The following is a 19,689-nucleotide window of genomic DNA, read 5'->3' as shown; positions in this document are numbered from 1 at the left end:
GGAACCCGCAAGCGGTGGTGTCTGCTGAGTCCTACAGCTCCGACGCCGGAACGCCGACGCCGAGGATCACCGGTTCGTTGGCTGCAGGCCTGGCGGGGACCTTCGTCGCCTCCGGAGCCTTGGCCTCGTGCACCGATCCGGCCGAAGCCGACGGCGCGGCCTCGCGCTGCTGCACGGACGTCGCGTTGGCGGAGCCCTGGGCGCGGCTGGCGCTCCGGTTCCGGCGTACCCGGCGGGCCGGGGTGGCCGCTGCGGCCGGGGCCTGGGCCTGTGCGGTAGGCGCTTGGGCCTTAGCTGCAGGCGGCTGCGTCACCGGTGCCTTTGCGGTTTCCCTGACAGCGGTTTCCCGGACAGCAGTCCCACGCACAGCGGGTGCCTGGGCAGGCTGCGTCTGGGCCTCCTGGGTCCGTGCGCTCGGCGGCTGGATCCGCGCCGTCCGGGCGCGGCCACGGCCCCGGCTGGCGCGGGACGGCGCCGCGGCGGCCGGAGCAGCTGGTTCTGCCGCGGGTGCCTCGGCAACCGGAGCCGCCTTGGCAGCCGGAGCCGCTTCCGCCGGGCTGCCGCCCTGGGACTCGCCCAGGTGGGCGAACGCCTCGGTGAGCAGGTCCAAGGTCAGTGCCGGCTGCGCGGTTTCGTCGGCGTGTTCGACGAAGGGCAGGGCCACCTGCTCGCCGCCGAAGGTCAACACGGCGGCCGGACGCCCGGCAGCCTCCTCCGTCGAAGCCAGTTCCACCGCGGCGTCCAGCGCCGCCTGGCGGGTTTCGGCGTCGGGCGCTGCCGTTGCCTCGCCGTCGTGCAGGTGAGCGGCGTGCGCGGCGGCGGCGATGTTGGCCAGCGCGGCGCGGGTTGCCTCTGCCTTGGCGTGGCGCTCGGCCTCGGTGGGCTCGGCATGCACGATTGCCGGGGCGGACTGCTCGTCGGCCCCCTGGCCGCCCTTGCCGCGACGGCGCTTGCGCTCGTTGCGGGCAGCGGGCGGGTGCTCGGTCCGCGGGACGTGGTGCTCCGCGGCGACGGTGTTGGCGCGGCGGTGTTCCACCGGCTCGTCATGGGTGACGATGCCGCGGCCGGCGCAGGCTTCGCACTGTTCGCCGAAGACCTCCAGCAATCCGGTGCCCATCCGCTTGCGGGTCATCTGCACGAGTCCCAGCGAGGTGACCTCGGCGACCTGGTGCTTGGTCCGATCCCGGCCCAGGCACTCCACCATGCGGCGGAGCACGAGGTCGCGGTTGGATTCCAGCACCATGTCGATGAAGTCGATCACGATGATGCCGCCGATGTCGCGCAGCCGCAGCTGCCGGACGACTTCCTCGGCCGCTTCCAGGTTGTTCTTGGTGACGGTTTCCTCGAGGTTGCCGCCGCTGCCGGTGAACTTGCCGGTGTTGACGTCCACCACGGTCATGGCTTCGGTGCGGTCGATCACGAGGGAGCCGCCGGAGGGCAGGAAGACCTTGCGGTCCAGGGCCTTGTGGATCTGCTCGTCGATGCGCCAGGCCGCGAAGATGTCCGTGTCCTTGGTCCACTTCTCGAGCCGGCCCACCAGGTCCGGAGCCACGTAGGTAACGTAGGCCTCGATGGTGTCCCAGGCTTCCTCGCCGGAGACGATCAGCTTGGAGAAGTCCTCGTTGAACACGTCGCGGACCACCTTGATGGTCAGGTCCGGTTCGCCGTACAGCAGCTCCGGAGCCAGGATCTTGGTGGACGTGGACTGGCTTTCGATGCCCTCCCACTGGGCGCGAAGCCGGTTGATGTCATGCGTCAGTTCTTCTTCCGACGCGCCCTCGGCCGCGGTGCGGACAATGACGCCGGCGTCCTCCGGCAGGCGGTCCTTGAGGATCCGCTTGAGCCGGTTGCGTTCGACGTCGGGCAGCTTGCGGGAGATGCCGGTCATGGAGCCGCCGGGCACGTAGACGAGGTAGCGGCCTGGCAGCGAGATCTGGCTGGTCAGGCGGGCGCCCTTGTGGCCGACCGGGTCCTTGGTGACCTGGACCAGCACGGAGTCGCCGGACTTAAGCGCGTTCTCGATCCGGCGCTGCTTGCCCTCGAGGTTGACGGCGTCCCAGTTGACTTCGCCGGCGTACAGCACGGCGTTGCGGCCGCGTCCGATATCGACGAAGGCGGCTTCCATGGACGGCAGCACGTTCTGGACCTTGCCCAGGTAGACATTGCCGATCAGCGAGTCCTGCTGGGTTTTGGAGACGAAGTGCTCGGCCAGAACGCCGTCTTCGAGGACGCCGATCTGGATTCTGTCGTCACGCTGGCGGACGATCATCTGGCGGTCCACGGATTCGCGGCGGGCCAGGAACTCGGCCTCCGTGATGACGGTGCGGCGGCGGCCGGTGTCGCGGGATTCGCGGCGGCGCTGCTTCTTGGCCTCCAGGCGGGTGGAGCCCTTGAGCGAGGTGACGCGGTTGTTGACCGGGGCTTCGGCGGCCGCACGCGGTGCCCGGACGCGGGTCACCGTGTTGGGCGGGTCGTCGTCCCCGCCGCCGGTCAGTTCAAGGTCCTGTTCGCCGCGACGACGACGGCGGCGCCGACGCGAGGTGACGCCGTCGTCGAGGGTTCCCTCGGAGTCCTCTTCTGCTTCTTCCGAGGTGCCCTCGTCATCGGTCTCGGGCTCGCCGCCGGTGCGGCTGTTGCGGCCACGGCGGCCACGGCTGCGACGGCGACGGCGGCTGCCGGCGTCGTCGCCCTCTTCGTCGTCTTCCTCGTCAGCGTCCGCAACTGCGGCCGGGGCGGCCACCGGGGCCGGGCGGACGACAGTGCTCAGGTCCGGGGCCTGGAAGATCACCGAAGTGGCGGCGCCGGGCGCTAGGAACAAGGAGGGGACTTCGGATGATTCAGGTGTTTCGGCGGCGGCCGCCGGACTCTCCGCCGGAGCTGTCCCGACGGTGGCGGCCTCGGCGGGGGCCGACTCGGCGGGCGGGGTCTCGGCCGGTGTGATCGCGTCCTCGGCTTCGACGGCGGCCAGTACGGCCTTGGCGCGGGAAGCGCGGCGGCGGACCGGCTTCTCCGGAGCTGCGGGCGCCTCTGCGGCTGCCTCAATGGTGAGCCCGGCCGGTGCGTCGCCGGCGGGGTTCGTGGTTTCCGCCGGGCCCTGGTCCGGGGTCACGGCGGGCAGTGCGTCGGGCTCGACCGTCTTGCGTGACCGGCTCCGGCGGGCCGGGGCCTTGACCGCCACGGCGGCGGTGGTTGCGGCGTCGGCTGCTACAGCCTCGGCGGCTGCGGTATCGCTGGTTGCGGCGTCGGCGGCGGCCTCAGGTTTGGGCGCGGCCTTGCGGCGGGTCCGGGTGGCCTTCTTCGGCGTCTCGGCGGCGGTTTCCGGTGCTTCCCCGGTGATGAGGGCTTCGTTGTTTCCGGCTACAAGCTGGTCATTATCCATATGTGGCGACACTCCTGCCCCTGATGCGCCGCCACATCCGGCGCCCTAGGGGGCAAATATTTGTCAACACCCGCGGGCATTGACAGAAGTCAATTGAATACCTCCAGGTTCGCACCGGCAGTGGGGTGCGGCAGCCCTGAGAGGCCGGCGAGATTGTGTTGAACCCGTTGATCTGTACGTCACAACCAGGTGCCGTCCAATGGCATTGCGGGATAGGCCGGATCGAAGGATCCGAAGTATGCCCAGCTCCTCATTGGCGGTCTTTAAGACAAAGTCGCCGGACTGAAACTCGAATGTGGATCGCGTCCCAGCCAGGTTCATTGTCTCACAGGAGCCGCAAAATCAGGGCTAGGCATTGCAATCGGGCGCGTACGTTCGGCAAGGGCCATTCGGACCACCACCCAAACGCCCAGCTCGGGACCCTGCTGGCCCAGTTATCCGGCACCAACGGTCGCGACGCGGGCCTCCGTGGAACGTTGGCCGCTTGAATGCCGGGCCAGCGGCTCCGCCTGCAGTGGCCCTAACTCTGTCGACCCGGCTAGCCACCGTTTTCGTCCATTCGTCGGGATTCAGGGGCCAGATCCCTCAGATCCCTGCACCCCGGGAGGACATGCCCATTGGCCGCGCATTGCACTGGGCATAACCCGAAGATGTCCATCCGCCAACCCCGCCGCGGGGCATGTCCTCGAGCCCCGGCCCCGGTCGGACCCGCCGGCGAACTAATGGAAAGTCACACCAGTCCGCAGGTGTGAGCGGGACATCCCGTCCGCGCCGCGGACCCAAGCACCGGCGGCGGAGGGCCACCGCCCCGGCTTCGTCCAGCCTCCGGCGATAGAATCGGGCCAAGAGCACTCCAACCCTAAGGACTGGAATCCCATGCCCAGCATCTCTCCCGCCCCCGCCCGCGGCGACGTGACCGCCCCCGAGCGGGGCGCCGGTTCGGCCGCTGCGGAGCACCCGTTGCCCCTCATGACGCGTGATCGGCCGTTCGCGTGGCTCCTGGTGATCACCGGCGTCGTCGGCTGGCTCGCCTCCGGAACACTGGTCTTGGAGAAGCTGGCGGTCCTCAAAGACCCCAGCCACACCACGGTGTGCGATGTGAACCCGTGGATCTCCTGCGGGCAGGTGATGCAGACCTGGCAGAGCTCGGTCTTCGGCTTCCCCAACATGTTCATCGGCATCGTCGCGTTCGCCGTCACGATCACCACCGGCATGGGCCTCCTCGCCGGGGCCAAGTTCTCCCGCTGGTATTGGATCGGGCTGCAGGCCGGGATAACGCTGGGCTTCGCGTTTGTGGTGTGGCTCTGGTCCCAGGCGCTGTACTCGATCCACATTCTTTGCCCGTTTTGCATGATCGTCTGGGCCTCGATGATCCCCCTCTTCATCTGGGTGACCGTCCGCAACGTCAGCCATGGCGTCATCCCGATGCCTGCCCGTGCCGCCCGGATGCTGGGCGACTCGGGCTGGATCCTGACGGCCCTGCTCTACGTCGCCGTGGTTGCCACCATTTTCTTCGCGTTCATCCAGGTGTTCATCGGTACCTCCGGCTACTGAGTCCGGAAACGCCGCGAGGTGACAGCTAAGGCCAATGTTCGCACTGAACATTGGCCTTAGCTTTCACCTCGGTGGGGCGCGGGAGGGTTAGAACCAGATCTTGATCTCGCGCTCGGCGGACTCGGGCGAGTCGGAGCCGTGGACCAGGTTCTGCTGGACCTTCAGGCCCCAGTCGCGGCCGAAGTCGCCGCGGATGGTGCCGGGCGCCGCCGTCGTCGGGTCCGTGGTGCCGGCGAGCGAGCGGAAGCCCTCGATCACGCGGTGGCCCTGGAAGATCGCGGCCACCACCGGTCCGCTGAGCATGAATTCCACCAGCGGCTCGTAGAACGGCTTGCCGACGTGTTCCTCGTAGTGCTGTTCGAGGAGTTCGCGGGTGGCGTTGACCTTCTTCAGTTCCGCCAGGGTGTAGCCCTTGGCTTCGATCCGGGCGATGATGCTGCCGGTCAGGTTGCGGGCGACGCCGTCGGGCTTGATCAGGACGAGGGTGCGCTCAATGCTCACAGCTGCTCCTAAGGGTTGGGGTGGGGTTGGGGACAAGTCTAATTGCTGGGGGCGTCGGGATTCGCGGCCTCCCAGGCCGCCTGCTCGCGTTCGCGCTGGCCGGCTTCGCGGTCGATCCGGATGCCGGTCCGGATGCCGTACCACCACGTGATCGCGAACAGGCCGCCCACCAGGTACATGGTGGGCTCCACAATGCCGGTGAGGATCAGCAGCAGCTGCAGGATCCAGCCAAGGCCAACACCCCACGGCTTCGAGAGCACGGCGCAGGTCAGTACCAGCACCACGCACAGTCCGATGCCGGCCCCGAAAATCAGGAACGGCGGCAGCTCGCCGCGCCGCAGCCCGAAGACCGCCAGGGTGCCGAAGAGCGCCACGAAGGCCTCCAGCAGCAGCACCGTGGAGGCGAACATGACTTTCGTGGACCGGCGCTTCTTGGGCATGCCCGGGCGCCACTCGCGCTGGGCCTTGGTGAGTTTGGCCATCGGTTACGCCTCGGTCTTCCCGAGCAGGATCCTGGCCTCGGCCACGAGCGTGATGGACCCCGTGACCAGGACCCCGCCGGCTAGGTCCTCATTGGACTCGGCCCGCTCCACCGCCCACTCGAGGGCGTCGTCGAGCTTCTCGGCGACGTGGATGTTGCCCTCGCCGAAACCCAGGTCCAGTGCCAGCTCGGCCAGGTCCTCGGCCGGAACGGCGCGCGGCGAGTTGGACTGGGTGAAGCAGTACTCCGCGGCAAGGTCGCCGAGGGATTCCTTGAGCTGACGGAGGATCTCCTCGGCGTCCTTTTCCTTCAGCACGCCCACCACCACCACGAGCTTGCTGAAGCTGAAGGCCTCGTGGATGGCCTCTGCAGACACCCGGATGCCTTCCGGGTTGTGCGCCGCGTCCACGATGATGGTCGGCGCCGTGCGGAGCACCTCGAGTCGGCCCGGAGACGTGACGGACGCGAAAGCCTCCTGCAGCACTTCGGCGTCGAGCGGCTTCTCCGCGCCGAAGAACGCTTCCAGAGCGGCGATCGCGACGGCGGCGTTTTCCGCCTGGTGTGCCCCGTGCAGCGGCACCAGCAGGTCCTCGTAGCGGCCCGCAATGCCCTGCACGGTCACCATCTGGCCGCCGACGGCGACCGTGCGGGACTCGACGCCGAACTCCACGCCCTCGAAGCGGAACGGCACGTTCACTTCCTTGGCCTTCTCCAGCAGGACCTGTGCCGCGTCAACCGGCTGCGCCGCACTGACCAGGAACCCGCCAGGCTTGATGATGCCGGCCTTTTCGTAGGCAATCTCCTCGGTGGTCTCCCCCAGCAGATCGGTGTGGTCCAGTGAAATCGGGGTAACGACGGCGACCTGGCCGTCGCCGACGTTGGTCGCATCGGTGATCCCGCCCAGGCCCACCTCGATCACGGCAACGTTGACCGGCTGGTCCGCGAAGACCGCGAAGCCCAGGATGGTGAGGCACTCGAAGTAGGTCAGCCGGGGCTGGCCCGCGGCGACGAGTTCGCCGTCCACAATGTCCAGGTAAGGGCGGATTTCATCCCAGATCCGGACAAACGTCTCGTCCGGAACCGGTTCGCCGTCGATGCTGATCCGCTCGGTGACCTTGGACAGGTGCGGGCTGGTGTACCGCCCGGTGCTCAGCCCGTGGGCCCGCAGCCCGGCCTCGATCATCCGCGCCGTCGAGGTCTTGCCGTTGGTGCCGGTGATGTGGATGATCGGGTACGCCTTGTTCGGCTCGCCCAGGATGTCCATCGCCCGGTACAGCGGCGCTAGCCGAGGCTCCATCTTGTTTTCCGGCGCCCGGCCGAGGAGTTCGGCGTAGACGCTCTCTACGGAAAATTCGTCGGTCATGGCTTAGGCCCCTGCTTCATTGGCTAGTTTTTCGACGCTGATCAGCGGTTCCTGGACCTCGGCGGGAACGGTGTCCAGCTCAAGGGTCAGGGTTTCGGTCTTGACCAGTTCGGCGTGCGCGAGCAGTGCCTCGACGGTGGCCTGCGTGGCCGTGACGGTGGTACGGATCCGGTCGCTGACGTTCAGTCCGGCGTCCTTGCGGGCCTGCTGGATGGCGCGGACCAGGTCCCGGGCGGTACCTTCGGCCTCGAGCTCGGGGGTGACCTCCGTGTTGAGCACCACGAAGCCGCCGCCGGGAAGCACTGCGGCTGCACGTGAGGCCTCCCCTTCCGCGGCGGCAGCCACCACGGTTTCCAGGGTGTACTCCTGCGGTTCCAGCGCCAGGCCGCCGGCGGTGACCACGCCGGCGTCGTCCACGGACCAGTCGCCGGACTTGGAGCCCTTGATGGCCTGCTGCACGTTCTTGCCCAGCCGGGGGCCGGCGGCCCGGGCGTTGACCACAAGCTTCTGTTCGATGCCGAATTCCTCCGGGGAGGCGCTCTCCGCGTCGAGCAGGCGCACCGAGCGCAGGTTCAGTTCATCGGCGACGACGCCGGCGAAGCCTTCCAGCGCGGCCGCACCGGGTGCCACCACCGTGAGCTCCTGCAGCGGCAGGCGAACCCGGAGGTTGGCGGCCTTCCGCAGCGAGGACCCGGTCGAGCAGATCTGCTGTACCCGGTCCATCGCCTCGACCAGGTCCGGGTTGGCCGGGAACAGGTCCGCGTCCGGCCAGTCGGCCAGGTGCACGGAGCGGCCGCCGGTGAGCCCGCGCCAGATCTCCTCGGAGACCAGCGGCAGCAGCGAGGCCGCCACCCGGCAGACGGTTTCCAGTGCGGTGTAGAGCGCGTCGAAGGCGTCGGCGTTCTCGTCGAAGAAGCGCTGGCGGCTGCGGCGGACGTACCAGTTGGTGAGCATGTCCAGGTAGCCGCGGAGTTCGTCGCAGGCACCGGAGATGTCGTAGCTGTCCAGCTGCGCGGTCATGTTCCGGACCAGGTCGCCGGTGTTGGCGATCAGGTACTGGTCCAGGGTGTCGGCGTAGCCGTCGTAGCGCAGCTTTGCGTCGTACCCGGAGCCCCCCGCAGATGCGTTGGTGTACAGCGTGAAGAAGCTGTAAACGTTCCACAGCGGCAGGATGACCTGGCGGACCCCGTCGCGGATGCCCTGTTCGGTGACCACGAGGTTGCCGCCGCGCAGGATCGGGCTGGACATCAGGAACCAGCGCATCGCGTCGGAGCCGTCGCGGTCCAGGACCTCGGAGACGTCCGGGTAGTTGCGCAGGCTCTTGGACATCTTCTGCCCGTCGGAGCCGAGCACGATGCCGTGGCTGATGACGTTGCGGAAGGCCGGGCGGTCGAAGAGCGCGGTGGAGAGGATGTGCAGCATGTAGAACCAGCCGCGGGTCTGCCCGATGTACTCGACGATGAAGTCGGCCGGATTGTGGGTTTCGAACCATTCCTCGTTCTGGAACGGGTAGTGGACCTGGGCGTAGGGCATTGAGCCGGAGTCGAACCAGACGTCCAGGACGTCCTCGACGCGGCGCATCTCGGACTGGCCTTCTTCCGGGCTGCGCGGATCGTCCGGGTTCGGCCGGGTGAGTTCGTCGATGAAGGGCCGGTGCAGGTCGACCTGGCCGTCGTTGTTCAACGGCAGCCGGCCGAAGTCGGCCTCGATCTCGGCGAGTGAACCGTAGACGTCGGTCCGCGGGTAGTCGGGGTCGGTGGACTGCCAGACCGGGATGGGGCTGCCCCAGTAGCGGTTGCGGCTGATCGACCAGTCTCGGGCGTTGGCGAGCCACTTGCCGAACTGGCCGTCCTTGACGTTGCCGGGGATCCAGTTGATCTCCTGGTTCAGCTCGGACATGCGGTCCTTGAACTTGGTGACCTCGACGTACCAGGAGGACACCGCGCGGTAGATCAGCGGGTTGCGGCAGCGCCAGCAGTGCGGGTAGGAGTGCTCGTAGCTGGCCTGGCGGACCAGCCGGCCCTCGGCGCGGAGCACCTGGGTGATGGGCTTGTTGGCCTCGAACACCTGGAGTCCGGCGATCTCCGCCAGCGGGCCGTGGCTGAAGAGCGGGAGGAACTTCGCGCCCTCGTCCACCGAGAGGACCACCGGGATGCCGGCCTCCTCACAGACCTTCTGGTCATCTTCGCCGTAGGCGGGAGCCTGGTGGACGATGCCGGTGCCGTCGGTGGTGGTGACGTAGTCGGCGACGAGGAAGCGCCAGGCGTTCTCCGTGCCGTATTTCTCGGCGTCGTGGAAGTAGGTCCAGAGCGGTTCGTAGCTCAGCCCCTCAAGCTCAGTTCCGCTGTGCCGGGAGGTTACGGCCGCCTCGGCGGCGGCGGCACCCTCGGCGCCGTCGCCGTAGCCGAGGTCCTTGGCGTAGGCGCCCAGCAGGTCCGCGGCGAGCAGGAAGCTGCCGGTCACGGGAGCCTCAGCCGAGGCGGCCTTGATGCCGTGCGGTCCGGCCGGGAGCACCACGTAACTGATGGCGGGTCCGACGGCGAGGGCCAGGTTGGTGGGCAGCGTCCAGGGCGTGGTGGTCCAGGCCAGCGCCTGCACCCCGGCGAGCTGCCGGGAAAGCTCGGACTCCCCTGCCGTGATTGGGAAGGTCACCGTGACGGTCTGGTCCTGGCGGTTCTTGTAGACGTCGTCGTCCATCCGCAGTTCATGGTTGGACAGCGGCGTCTCGTCCTTCCAGCAGTAGGGCAGCACGCGGTAGCCGTTGTAGGTGAGGCCCTTTTCGTGCAGCTGCTTGAAGGCCCAAAGCACGGACTCCATGTACTCGACGTTGAGCGTCTTGTAGTCGTTGTCGAAGTCCACCCAGCGGGCCTGACGGGTGACGTAGCTCTTCCACTCGTCGGCGTACTTCATCACGGAGGCACGGCAGGCGTCGTTGAACTTGTCGATCCCCATTTGCTCGATCTGGGTCTTGTCCGTCATCCCCAGCTGCTTCATGGCTTCGAGCTCGGCCGGTAGCCCGTGGGTGTCCCAGCCGAAACGGCGTTCAACACGGCGGCCGCGCTGGGTCTGGTAGCGGGCCACGAGGTCCTTGGCGTAGCCGGTGAGCAGGTGGCCGTAGTGCGGCAGTCCGTTGGCGAAGGGCGGCCCGTCGTAGAAGACGAACTCGTTGCTGCCGGGGTCGCCGCCGGGAAGGTCGGACGCGCGCTGGTCGATGCTGGCTTGGAAGGTGCCGTCCTGGTCCCAGTACTTGAGGATGCGCGCTTCGACCTCCGGGAACTTCACGGCGGCGGACACGCCTGAGTTGTTGGCGGCGGAAGCGGAGGCACTCGACGATGCGGCTGAGGCCTTGGGGTAATGGGTCATCTCGACATCCTGGGTTGAGCTAGTGAACAACGGGATTCATTCAGGATGCGAGGACGGTCCCTGTGCTGTCGGAACAACACCGGCACCGCGGTACCACCTCACTTACCGGCACCGGTTGCCCGCCCCTTCCCCCTAAAAATCCAAAGGAAAGCGCTGCAACGGCGTCGGCCGCTCGTTGACTGCTGTGACGGGCTTACCCGTCCGGTTCTACCGGCCCTGGCGCGTGATACTGCTGCGCCGGGGCGTTCTTCCGGAAGCTCACCGGTGATGGCCGGGTCAAAGCTGATAAGTCGATGTTACCGGAAAGGACCGCTACATGCGGTCCCGACGGTTCCGGCTAACCCTTGCGGATCACCTTGAAGTTGGCGGCCTGCGCCACCGGACGGATCACTATCTGGTCCAGGTTGACGTGGTGCGGTGCGGTTACCGCATAACGGACGACGTCGGCGACGTCGCCGGCCGTGAGCGGCTTCTCCACTCCGGCGTAGACCTGGTCCGCGGCGCCCTGGTCGCCGAGCCGGTTCAGCGAGAACTCCTCCGTCTGCACCATGCCGGGGGCCACCTCGATCACGCGGAGGTTGTGCTCGGCCTCTTCCAGCCGCAGGGCCCCGGTGAGGGCGTGCTGGGCGAACTTCGCGGCGTTGTAGCCGCCACCGCCCTCGTACGCGGACAGGCCCGCCGTCGAGGTCAGGTTCAGGACGGTGCCCTCGCCGCAGGCGCGCAGCATCGGCAGGAACGCGCGGGTGAGTTTCAGGGTGCCGAGCACGTTGACGTCGTACATCCACTCCCAGTCCTCGGTCTTGGCCTCGGCCACCTTGTCCGCGCCGCGTGCCCCGCCGGCGATGTTGATCAGGGTGTCGATGCCGCCGGCGCGGGTCACCTCGTCCACCAGCCGGGCGACGGCGTCGTCGTCGGTCACGTCGGCCGGCAGCGCGACGGCGCCGGTTTCGGCGGCGAGCGCCTCGAGCCGATCGGCGCGGCGGGCGACCGCGAAGACGCTCCAGCCTTCCTGCCGGAGCGCCCGTACGGTCGCCTCGCCGATTCCGGTGCTGGCGCCGGTGACGACCGCTGCTTTGCCTACTGCTGAATTGTTCTGGATGCCCTCAGTCATGGCACCACCCTAACGGGTTAGCGCTGCAGGAACTCCAAAAGCACCCGGGCGTGGTTGGTCTCCGGATCCCGGGCGCCAAAGAGCAGCGTCACCTTCGGGTGCCCGGCCGCCAACTCCCGCAGGGTGCCAACGGCCGGGTTGGTTTCGAGCTCCGCCTCGTAGGCGGCCCGGAAGTCCGCGAACCGTTCCTGCATGTGGGCGAATTCCGTGCGCAGCGGCGGTGAGGGCGCAACTTCCTTGAGCCACAGCTCCAGTTGCGCGCGCTCCTTGCTGAGGCCGCGGGGCCAGAGCCGGTCCACCAGGACCCGGCAGCCGTCGTCGTCGGCGGGCTCGTCGTAAACGCGCTTTATCGCATAACTTCCGGTGTCTTCCTCCATCTGCTGCATGCTACTGCAGGTCAAGGATGCGGGACGCAGTGCAAAAGAATGGAAGAATTGCCCCATGGCTGAAGACACGCAGGGTACAGACACGCCCACCACCGCCCCCATCAACGTTCCGGACAAACCCGCCCTGGAGGGGCTGGAAGCCGCCCTCACCCGGCGCTGGCTCGAGGAAGGGACCTACAAGTTCAACCGGGAAACCATCCGGGAACAGGTCTACTCGATCGACACTCCCCCGCCGACGGCGTCGGGTTCGCTGCACGTGGGGCACATGTTCTCCTACACCCAGACCGATGTCCTGGCCCGCTACCAGCGGATGACCGGCAAGAACGTCTTCTACCCGATGGGCTGGGACGACAACGGCCTGCCCACCGAGCGGCGCGTGCAGAACTACTACGGCGTGCGCTGCGACCCGGCCATCCCTTACGACGCCGGCTACCGGCCGCCGGCTGAGCCTGCGAAGAACCAGCGCGATTTCGACGTGATCGGACGCCGCAACTTCATCGAACTCTGCGAAGAACTGGCCGTCGAGGACGAAAAGGTCTTTGAGAACCTCTTCCAGACCCTTGGCCTGTCCGTGGACTGGGACCTGACCTACCGGACCATCGACGACAAGTCGCGGGCCATCTCGCAGCGGGCCTTCCTGGCCAACCTCACCGCCGGCGACGCGTACATGGCCGAAGCACCCACCCTGTGGGACGTCACCTTCCGCACCGCCGTGGCCCAGGCCGAGCTGGAGGACCGCGAGGTCGCCGGCGCGTACTACCGGTACCCGTTCTTCACCGCCGAGGGCGAGAAGATCTACATCGAGACCACCCGCCCCGAGCTGCTCGCCGCGTGCGCGGCCCTGGTGGCGAACCCCGACGACGAGCGCTACCAGCCGCTGTTCGGCAAGAAGGTCACCTCGCCCCTGTTCGGCGTCGAGGTGGAGGTCAAAGCCCATCCGCTCGCCAAGGCGGACAAGGGTTCCGGCATCGCCATGGTCTGCACCTTCGGCGACCTCACCGACGTCACCTGGTGGCGCGAGCTGCAGCTGCCTACCCGCGCGATCGTGGGCCGTGACGGCCGCATCATCGGCGAAACCCCCGACTGGATCACGTCCCCCGAGGGCCGCGCCGCGTTCGAGGCCATCGCCGGCAAAACGGTCTTCAGCGCCAAGGAGTCCGTGGTGGAACTCCTCGCCGCCGCCGGTCTGCTCGACGGCGAACCGAAGAAGATCATCCACCCGGTCAACTTCTTCGAAAAGGGCGACAAGCCCCTCGAGGTGGTCACCTCACGCCAGTGGTACATCCGCAACGGCGGCCGCGACGAGGACCGCCGCGAACGCCTGATCGGCCGCGGCAAGGAGATCGAATTCCACCCGGCCTTCATGCGCTCGCGCTACGAAAACTGGATCACCGGCCTGAACGGCGACTGGCTGGTCTCCCGCCAGCGGTTCTTCGGCGTGCCGGTGCCGGTCTGGTACCCGCTCGACGCCGACGGCAACCCGGACTACGACTCCCCCGTGCTGCCCGCCGACTCCCAACTGCCGGTGGATCCAGCGGCCGACGCGGCCCCCGGCTACGAGGAAACCCAGCGCGACGTGCCGGGCGGCTTCACCGGCGACGCGGACGTGCTGGACACCTGGGCCACCTCCTCGCTGACGCCGCAGATCGTGGGCGGCTGGAGCACCGACGAGGCGCTCTTCGCCAAGGTCTTCCCGTTCGACGTGCGCCCCCAGGCCCACGACATCATCCGGACCTGGCTGTTCTCCACCGCCGTCCGCGCCGATGCCCTGCAGGACGTCGCGCCGTGGAAGCACGCGGCCATCTCCGGCTGGATCCTCGACCCGGACCGCAAGAAGATGTCCAAGTCCAAGGGCAACGTGATCGTCCCGACCGACGTGCTCAACGAATACGGTTCGGACGCCGTCCGTTACTGGGCAGCCTCGGCCAAGCTCGGCGCGGACACCGCCTACGAGATCGCGCAGATGAAGATCGGCCGCCGGCTGGCGATCAAGCTGCTCAATGCCTCGAAGTTTGTGCTCAACCTGGGCGCCACCGAGGACTCCGTGGTCTCCGCCGACTTGTCGGTGCTGACGAACCCCGGGATTGATCGACCCAACGCGGAAAAAGCGCCCGCGTCGGGCCCCTTGATCAATCCCTTGGACCGCGCCGTACTGGCCCAGCTCTCCGACGTGGTCCAGCAGGCCACCAAGGCGTTCGAGAACTACGACTACGCCCGGGCACTGCAGATCACCGAGAGCTTCTTCTGGCACTTCACCGACGACTACGTCGAGCTGATCAAGGACCGCGCCTACGGTGCCGCCGGGGAGGCCCAGCAGGCGTCGGTGCTGGCCGCGCTGGCGACGAGCCTGGACACCCTGCTGCGGCTCTTCGCGCCGTTCCTGCCGTTCGCGACCGAGGAAGTCTGGGGCTGGTGGCGGGCCGGCTCGGTGCACCGCGCACCGTGGCCCGCCGCCGTGGAGATCGACGGCGACACCACCCTGCTGGCCACCGTTGGCGCGGCGCTGGGCGGGATCCGCAAGGCCAAGTCCGAGGCCAAGGTCAAGCAGCGCACCGAGGTGCTCTCCGCGACCATCACGGCCTCGGAGTCACTGACGACGCAGCTGACGGCCGGCCTGGGCGACCTGAAGGCCGCGGCCAACGCGCGTGAGCTGGACCTGGTGCCCGGCGACGGCGAGCTGACCGTGAGCGACGTCGTCCTGGCTCCCGCTGAGGAGCCCGCCCAGGCGTAAGCCCCGGCAGGAACAGCAGACAATAGGGCCCCGGTCCGGTTCAGGGAAGCAGTCCTGATCCGGGCGGGGCCCTTTTTGCGTGTCCGGGAGCGCTCAGATGCTAAAGGACGCCTCGAAGCGCGTCAGGACCGGCGGGGCGGCCAGGAGGTCTCCCAGCGCGCTGGCTCCGTCGCCGGCCCGCCACGCGCGGTAGGCGGCGTCGTGCTCCAGCGACGCCCACTGTTCCACCACAAGGAAGTGCTCCGGATCGGCACTGTCGGTCAGCACCTCGACGCCGAGGCAGCCGTCAAAGGCCCGGGTGGCGGCGAGGATGTCGCGGAGCACCGCCGGCGCCGTGGCCAGGGATTCCGTCTTGAGGGTCAGGTCAAGGTGGGCTGTGATGGGCATGGGGCTCCAATGATCGCAGGTGGGCGTGTTCCCCCGGCTATGCTACGCCGGTCCTCTTCCGCAGCTACGAACCGGAGCCCCGGCTGCGCCGTTCCGCCTCGCTGATGGCCCAGGCGGCGTTGACCAGGCCGATGTGGCTGAACGCCTGCGGGAAGTTGCCCAGCAGTTCGCGGCTGTCCGGGGCGACCTCCTCGGCCATCAGCCCCAGGGCGGTGGCAAACCCGGCGGCCCGTTCGAAGACCGCCCTGGCCCGCTCCGTCAGCCCGGCCAGGGCCAGGGCCTGCGCGAGCCAGAAGGTGCAGAGCAGGAAGGTGCCTTCCTCACCCGGCAGCCCGTCGTCGCCGTGGTAGCGGTAGACCAGGCCGCGGCTGTCGGTGAGCCGTTGCTCGATCGCCTCGATCGTTGCGAGGAAGCGGGCGTCGTCGGCCGGGAGGAACCCCACGATCGCCAGCATGAGGGCCGAGGCGTCGAGGTGTTCGGTGCCGTACGCCTGGGTGTACGCCCCGGCGGTTTCGCTCCAGCCGTTGGCGCAGATGGAATCGGCGATCTGCTCGCGGGCGGCCTCCCAGCGCGGCACCCGGTCCGCCGCCTGCAGCACGTCCGCGAGGGTGATGGCCCGGTCCACCGCCACCCAGCACATCAGTTTGGAATATAAGTAGTGCCGCGGCTCGCCCCGGACCTCCCAGATTCCCTGGTCCCGGTTCCGCCAGCGGGCCACGGCGGCGTCGGCAGCGTCCGCGAGGAAGCGCAGCGTGTCCGGGGCGAGGTCGGCGAGGAATTCCGGCATCGTCGCGGCCGCGTCCAGCAGCTCGCCGTAAACGTCGAGCTGCCGCTGATCCCAGGCGCCGTTGCCGACCCGCACCGGTGCACTGGCCCGCCAGCCGGGGAGGTGCTCCAATACCCGTTCGGGCAGGTCCCGCTCCCCGCCGATCCCGTACATGATCTGCAGTTCCTCGCCGCGGGCCAGCTGGCGGGCAGCGGCCGTCGCGAGGAACTGGAAGAACTTTCCGGCCTCGTCCGGGCAGGCCGCCACCCACAGCGCCTGCAGGGTCATGCTGGCGTCCCGCACCCAGGTGTACCGGTAGTCCCAGTTGCGGGTGCCGCCGGCCACCTCGGGCAAGGAGGTCGTCGGGGCGGCCACGATCGCTCCGGTTGGATAGAAGCTCAGGGCCTGCAGGACCCGGCCGCTGCCGGCGACGAGCTCCTGCCACGGGCCGCGGTAGTTCTGGTGGATTCCGGACCAGCTGGTCCACCCCTCGACAGTGTCCGCGAGCCGGCGCGCCATCTCCTGCTGGCTCCAGAAGACCGGCTCCTCGCCGGGGCCGCGCTGCCGGTGCAGGGCGAAGCCCAGAACGTCGCCCGCGCGCAGGGTCACGACGGCGGATGCCGTGCCGCCGTCGAGCTCGAAGGGCACCGACGTGGAGAGCGCGAGTTCCTCGGCTCCGGCGTGGACCAGGACGCCGCCGGCGACGTTCTCCAGCACGGGTCGGATGAGCCCGTAGCCCGGCCGCGCGGCGAGACAGACCTGGACCTCCACGGTTCCCGCGGTGCAGGCGAGCTGCCGCAGCAGGGTCCCGGGGGACGCCTGGCCGAGATCGTGGCCCCGCTGGCCGCTGCCCAGGACCAGGGCGTCGGTGACAGTGAGCCGGCCGCCGGCGGTGGTGTGGACCGACTCCAGCACCATGGACGCGCCGAGATACCTCCGGGTGGTGGAGTGGCTGTCAGCGGGCCGTACAGACCAGAAGCCGGCGTCCTCGCCGAGGAGCCGGCCAAAAACCGAGGCGCTGTCGAAACGCGGAAAGCAAAGCCAGTCGACGGAGCCCGCAACGCTGACCAGCGCGGCGGACCAGCAGTCCGACAGGAGCGCGTAGTTCGCGATGGGCTCACTGCTCATGGCTCCACCCTGATGCGGTTTTGGGCTGATGCGATTTTGGGCAAAGGGGAAGCCCCATCAGCTTTTTGCGGTTGGTGGGGCTTCGACTTTCGGTTGCCACGTGACGTCTTTGGCAATCTGGCGGGATCCTAGGATTTTCAGGTCTTCCTACCTCGTCACTGGTAGCCATCATCTGACTTTGCCGAAGGCTGCGTCGGATGAGTGTCACTGAATCTTTGGTTCCTGCGTCCCCCTTCTTTCGAAGTTGGTACACCCATTCTTCTCCCGCGGTCGGGGATGCACAAGGGCCCCGGCAGAACTACAAGTAGGTAGTTCTTCCGGGGCCCTTGCGGCGGACCCGCCGGCCTGCGGACTAGCTGAAGTCCGGGCTCTCGGTGCGGCTCCGCTTGAGTTCAAAGAAGGACGGGAAGGAGGCCAGCGTCACGGCGGCGTCCCAGAGCTTACCGGCGTCCTCGCCGCGCGGGATGCGCGTGAGAACCGGCCCGAAGAACGCCGTGCCGTTGAACGCGACAACCGGGGTGCCAACGTCCTGGCCGACCAGCGAGATGCCGGCGTCGTGGCTGGCGCGCAGCTGCGCGTCGAACTCATCGCTCTGGCCGGCGGCAGCCAGTTCGGCCGGCAGGCCCACCTCAGACAGGGACTTGGCGATGACCTCGGCGAAGTCCTTGTTGCCCTCGTTGTGGATCTTGGTGCCCATGGCGTCGTAGAGCGGCTTGATGAACTCGGCTCCGTGCTTCTCCGCGGCCGCGATGATCACCCGGACCGGTGCCCAGGCCTTGACCAGGAAGTCCTTGTACTCGGCCGGCAGCTCGTCGCGGCCCTCATTCAGGACGGCCAGGCTCATCACGTGCCACTCCGTCCGGATATCGCGGACCTCTTCGACCTCGCCGATCCAGCGGGACGTCACCCAGGCGAAGGGGCACATCGGATCAAACCAGAAATCGGCCTTGTTGGTCAGGGTTTCAGACACAGCTGTTCTCCTTAAGGAATGTCAGGGGGAATGCGCAGCGGACGCAGGACGCATCAGTTGCGCAAGCGCATCACTGGTAACAGCCGCCTGCACGGCTGATTTATTCCGGGGCGGCGCGGCTCAGGCGAGACGGATCAGGCGGACTTACGGCGTTTGACGTCGTGGGCGATCATGGTGGGTTCGGCCTTCTTGGCCACCACGTCTTCGGTGATCACCACGGTGGCGACGTCGTCGCGGCTCGGCAGGTCGAACATCACCGGCAGCAGGACTTCCTCCATGATGGCCCGGAGCCCGCGGGCGCCGGTGCCGCGTTCGAGTGCCTGGTCTGCGATGGTGTTCAGCGCCTCCTCCTCGAAGACCAGTTCGACGCCGTCGAGCTGGAACATCTTCTGGTATTGCTTTACGAGGGCGTTTTTGGGCGTGGATAGGATCTGGATCAGTGCCGAACGGTCCAAATTCGAGACCGTGGTGATGACCGGGAGGCGGCCAATGAATTCGGGGATGAGGCCAAACTTGAGCAGATCCTCCGGCATGACCTCGCCGTAAGAGTCCGCATTGTTCTTGACCTCGTTGAGCGGGGCGCCAAAACCGATGCCCTTGCGTCCGGAGCGCGAACCGATGATCTCCTCGAGCCCGGCGAAGGCACCGGCCACGATGAAGAGCACGTTGGTGGTGTCGATCTGGATGAATTCCTGGTGCGGGTGCTTGCGGCCGCCCTGCGGCGGGACGGACGCGACGGTGCCCTCGAGGATCTTCAGCAGGGCCTGCTGCACGCCCTCGCCCGAAACGTCGCGGGTGATGGAGGGGTTCTCGCTCTTGCGCGAAATCTTGTCGATCTCGTCGATGTAGATGATGCCCTGTTCGGCCTTCTTGACGTCGTAGTCAGCGGCCTGGATCAGCTTGAGCAAGATGTTCTCGACGTCCTCGCCCACGTACCCGGCTTCGGTCAGCGCGGTGGCATCGGCGACGGCGAAGGGGACGTTCAGGCGGCGGGCCAGGGTCTGCGCCAGGTAGGTCTTGCCGCAGCCGGTGGGGCCGATCAGCAGGATGTTGGACTTGGCGATCTCGACGTCGTCGTGGTGGACTCCCTCGGCGAGGCTGCCGCTCTTGGGGGCGTGGCCGGCCTGGATCCGCTTGTAATGGTTGTAGACCGCGACGGCGAGTGAGCGTTTGGCGGGTTCCTGGCCGATCACGTATTCCTGCAGGAAGTCAAAGATTTCGCGGGGCTTGGGCAGTTCAAAACTTCCCAGGTCGGCTACTTCGGCGAGCTCTTCTTCAATGATCTCGTTGCAGAGTTCAATGCACTCGTCGCAGATGTAGACGCCGGGCCCGGCAATGAGCTTCCGCACCTGCTTCTGGCTCTTTCCGCAGAAAGAACACTTCAGCAGATCCGTGCTCTCGCCAATCCGAGCCATATGTGAACCCCTTTAGTAACGTGCTGCCGGCCCTGTAGAACTCCTGCGCAGCGCTGCACCCGTTTCTGGAATCACGGACGTTCCGCGTGGGACGCCGGCCGTGACATGTTCCACTCTAGGTCACTTTGGGCCTGTTGGGTGGAAAGCCGACGCC

13 protein-coding genes are annotated in these 19,689 nt (G+C 67.7%); 2 read left to right on the top strand and 11 right to left on the bottom strand.

Going from position 1 to position 19,689, the window contains the following annotated elements; translation table 11 throughout:
• Positions 1–31 precede the first annotated feature (31 nt).
• Positions 32–3,379: an Rne/Rng family ribonuclease gene (locus AC1DGI_RS02850; RefSeq protein WP_476897682.1), complete on the bottom strand. Its 3,348-nt coding sequence runs from the start codon at positions 3,377–3,379 to the stop codon at positions 32–34.
• Between the two features lie 876 nt (positions 3,380–4,255).
• Between AC1DGI_RS02850 and AC1DGI_RS02845 the strand changes: the two genes are divergently transcribed.
• Entirely contained in the window at positions 4,256–4,933 is a 678-nt protein-coding gene (locus AC1DGI_RS02845) for a vitamin K epoxide reductase family protein (RefSeq protein ID WP_476897681.1), read from the top strand.
• 87 nt (positions 4,934–5,020) lie between these two features.
• On the opposite strand, the gene ndk is transcribed toward AC1DGI_RS02845, so the two are convergent.
• From ndk to AC1DGI_RS02815, 6 genes are all read right to left on the bottom strand, one after another.
• A complete protein-coding gene (gene ndk / locus AC1DGI_RS02840) occupies positions 5,021–5,434 on the bottom strand; it encodes a nucleoside-diphosphate kinase (protein WP_476897680.1) in 414 nt (137 codons plus the stop codon).
• 38 nt (positions 5,435–5,472) lie between these two features.
• On the bottom strand, positions 5,473–5,916 hold the full coding sequence (locus AC1DGI_RS02835) for a DUF4233 domain-containing protein (RefSeq protein WP_441399843.1): 444 nt from the start codon (positions 5,914–5,916) through the stop codon (positions 5,473–5,475).
• Positions 5,917–5,919: 3 nt separating this feature from the next.
• Positions 5,920–7,278: a bifunctional folylpolyglutamate synthase/dihydrofolate synthase gene (locus AC1DGI_RS02830; RefSeq protein ID WP_476897679.1), complete on the bottom strand. Its 1,359-nt coding sequence runs from the start codon at positions 7,276–7,278 to the stop codon at positions 5,920–5,922.
• A gap of 3 nt (positions 7,279–7,281) precedes the next feature.
• Entirely contained in the window at positions 7,282–10,641 is a 3,360-nt protein-coding gene (gene ileS / locus AC1DGI_RS02825; protein WP_476897678.1) for an isoleucine--tRNA ligase, read from the bottom strand.
• A gap of 337 nt (positions 10,642–10,978) precedes the next feature.
• The gene (locus tag AC1DGI_RS02820; RefSeq protein ID WP_441399846.1) at positions 10,979–11,752 is read right to left on the bottom strand and encodes an SDR family oxidoreductase; all 774 of its coding nucleotides are present in this window, start codon (positions 11,750–11,752) and stop codon (positions 10,979–10,981) included.
• A gap of 17 nt (positions 11,753–11,769) precedes the next feature.
• Positions 11,770–12,129, bottom strand: coding sequence for a DUF488 domain-containing protein (locus AC1DGI_RS02815; RefSeq protein ID WP_441399847.1), 360 nt, complete (start codon positions 12,127–12,129; stop codon positions 11,770–11,772).
• A 64-nt stretch (positions 12,130–12,193) separates the two neighbouring features.
• Here AC1DGI_RS02815 and valS point away from each other — a divergent pair, with 64 nt between their 5' ends.
• The gene (valS, locus tag AC1DGI_RS02810) at positions 12,194–14,869 is read left to right on the top strand and encodes a valine--tRNA ligase (RefSeq protein WP_476897677.1); all 2,676 of its coding nucleotides are present in this window, start codon (positions 12,194–12,196) and stop codon (positions 14,867–14,869) included.
• Between the two features lie 93 nt (positions 14,870–14,962).
• Here valS and AC1DGI_RS02805 read toward each other — a convergent pair whose 3' ends face one another.
• From AC1DGI_RS02805 to clpX, 4 genes are all read right to left on the bottom strand, one after another.
• On the bottom strand, positions 14,963–15,256 hold the full coding sequence (locus tag AC1DGI_RS02805) for a putative quinol monooxygenase (RefSeq protein WP_476897676.1): 294 nt from the start codon (positions 15,254–15,256) through the stop codon (positions 14,963–14,965).
• Between the two features lie 64 nt (positions 15,257–15,320).
• Complete coding sequence (locus AC1DGI_RS02800) at positions 15,321–17,150, bottom strand: glycoside hydrolase family 15 protein (protein WP_476897675.1); 1,830 nt, start codon at positions 17,148–17,150, stop codon at positions 15,321–15,323.
• A gap of 352 nt (positions 17,151–17,502) precedes the next feature.
• Complete coding sequence (locus tag AC1DGI_RS02795; protein ID WP_476897674.1) at positions 17,503–18,120, bottom strand: mycothiol-dependent nitroreductase Rv2466c family protein; 618 nt, start codon at positions 18,118–18,120, stop codon at positions 17,503–17,505.
• 134 nt (positions 18,121–18,254) lie between these two features.
• The gene (gene clpX / locus AC1DGI_RS02790) at positions 18,255–19,535 is read right to left on the bottom strand and encodes an ATP-dependent Clp protease ATP-binding subunit ClpX (RefSeq protein WP_476897673.1); all 1,281 of its coding nucleotides are present in this window, start codon (positions 19,533–19,535) and stop codon (positions 18,255–18,257) included.
• Between the last annotated feature and the right edge of the window lie 154 nt (positions 19,536–19,689).

The organism is Arthrobacter sp. 05N428_2, from assembly GCF_056397065.1.
Note: the sequence above shows the minus strand (reverse complement) of the source record. Positions and strands in the feature narration are given on the sequence as shown.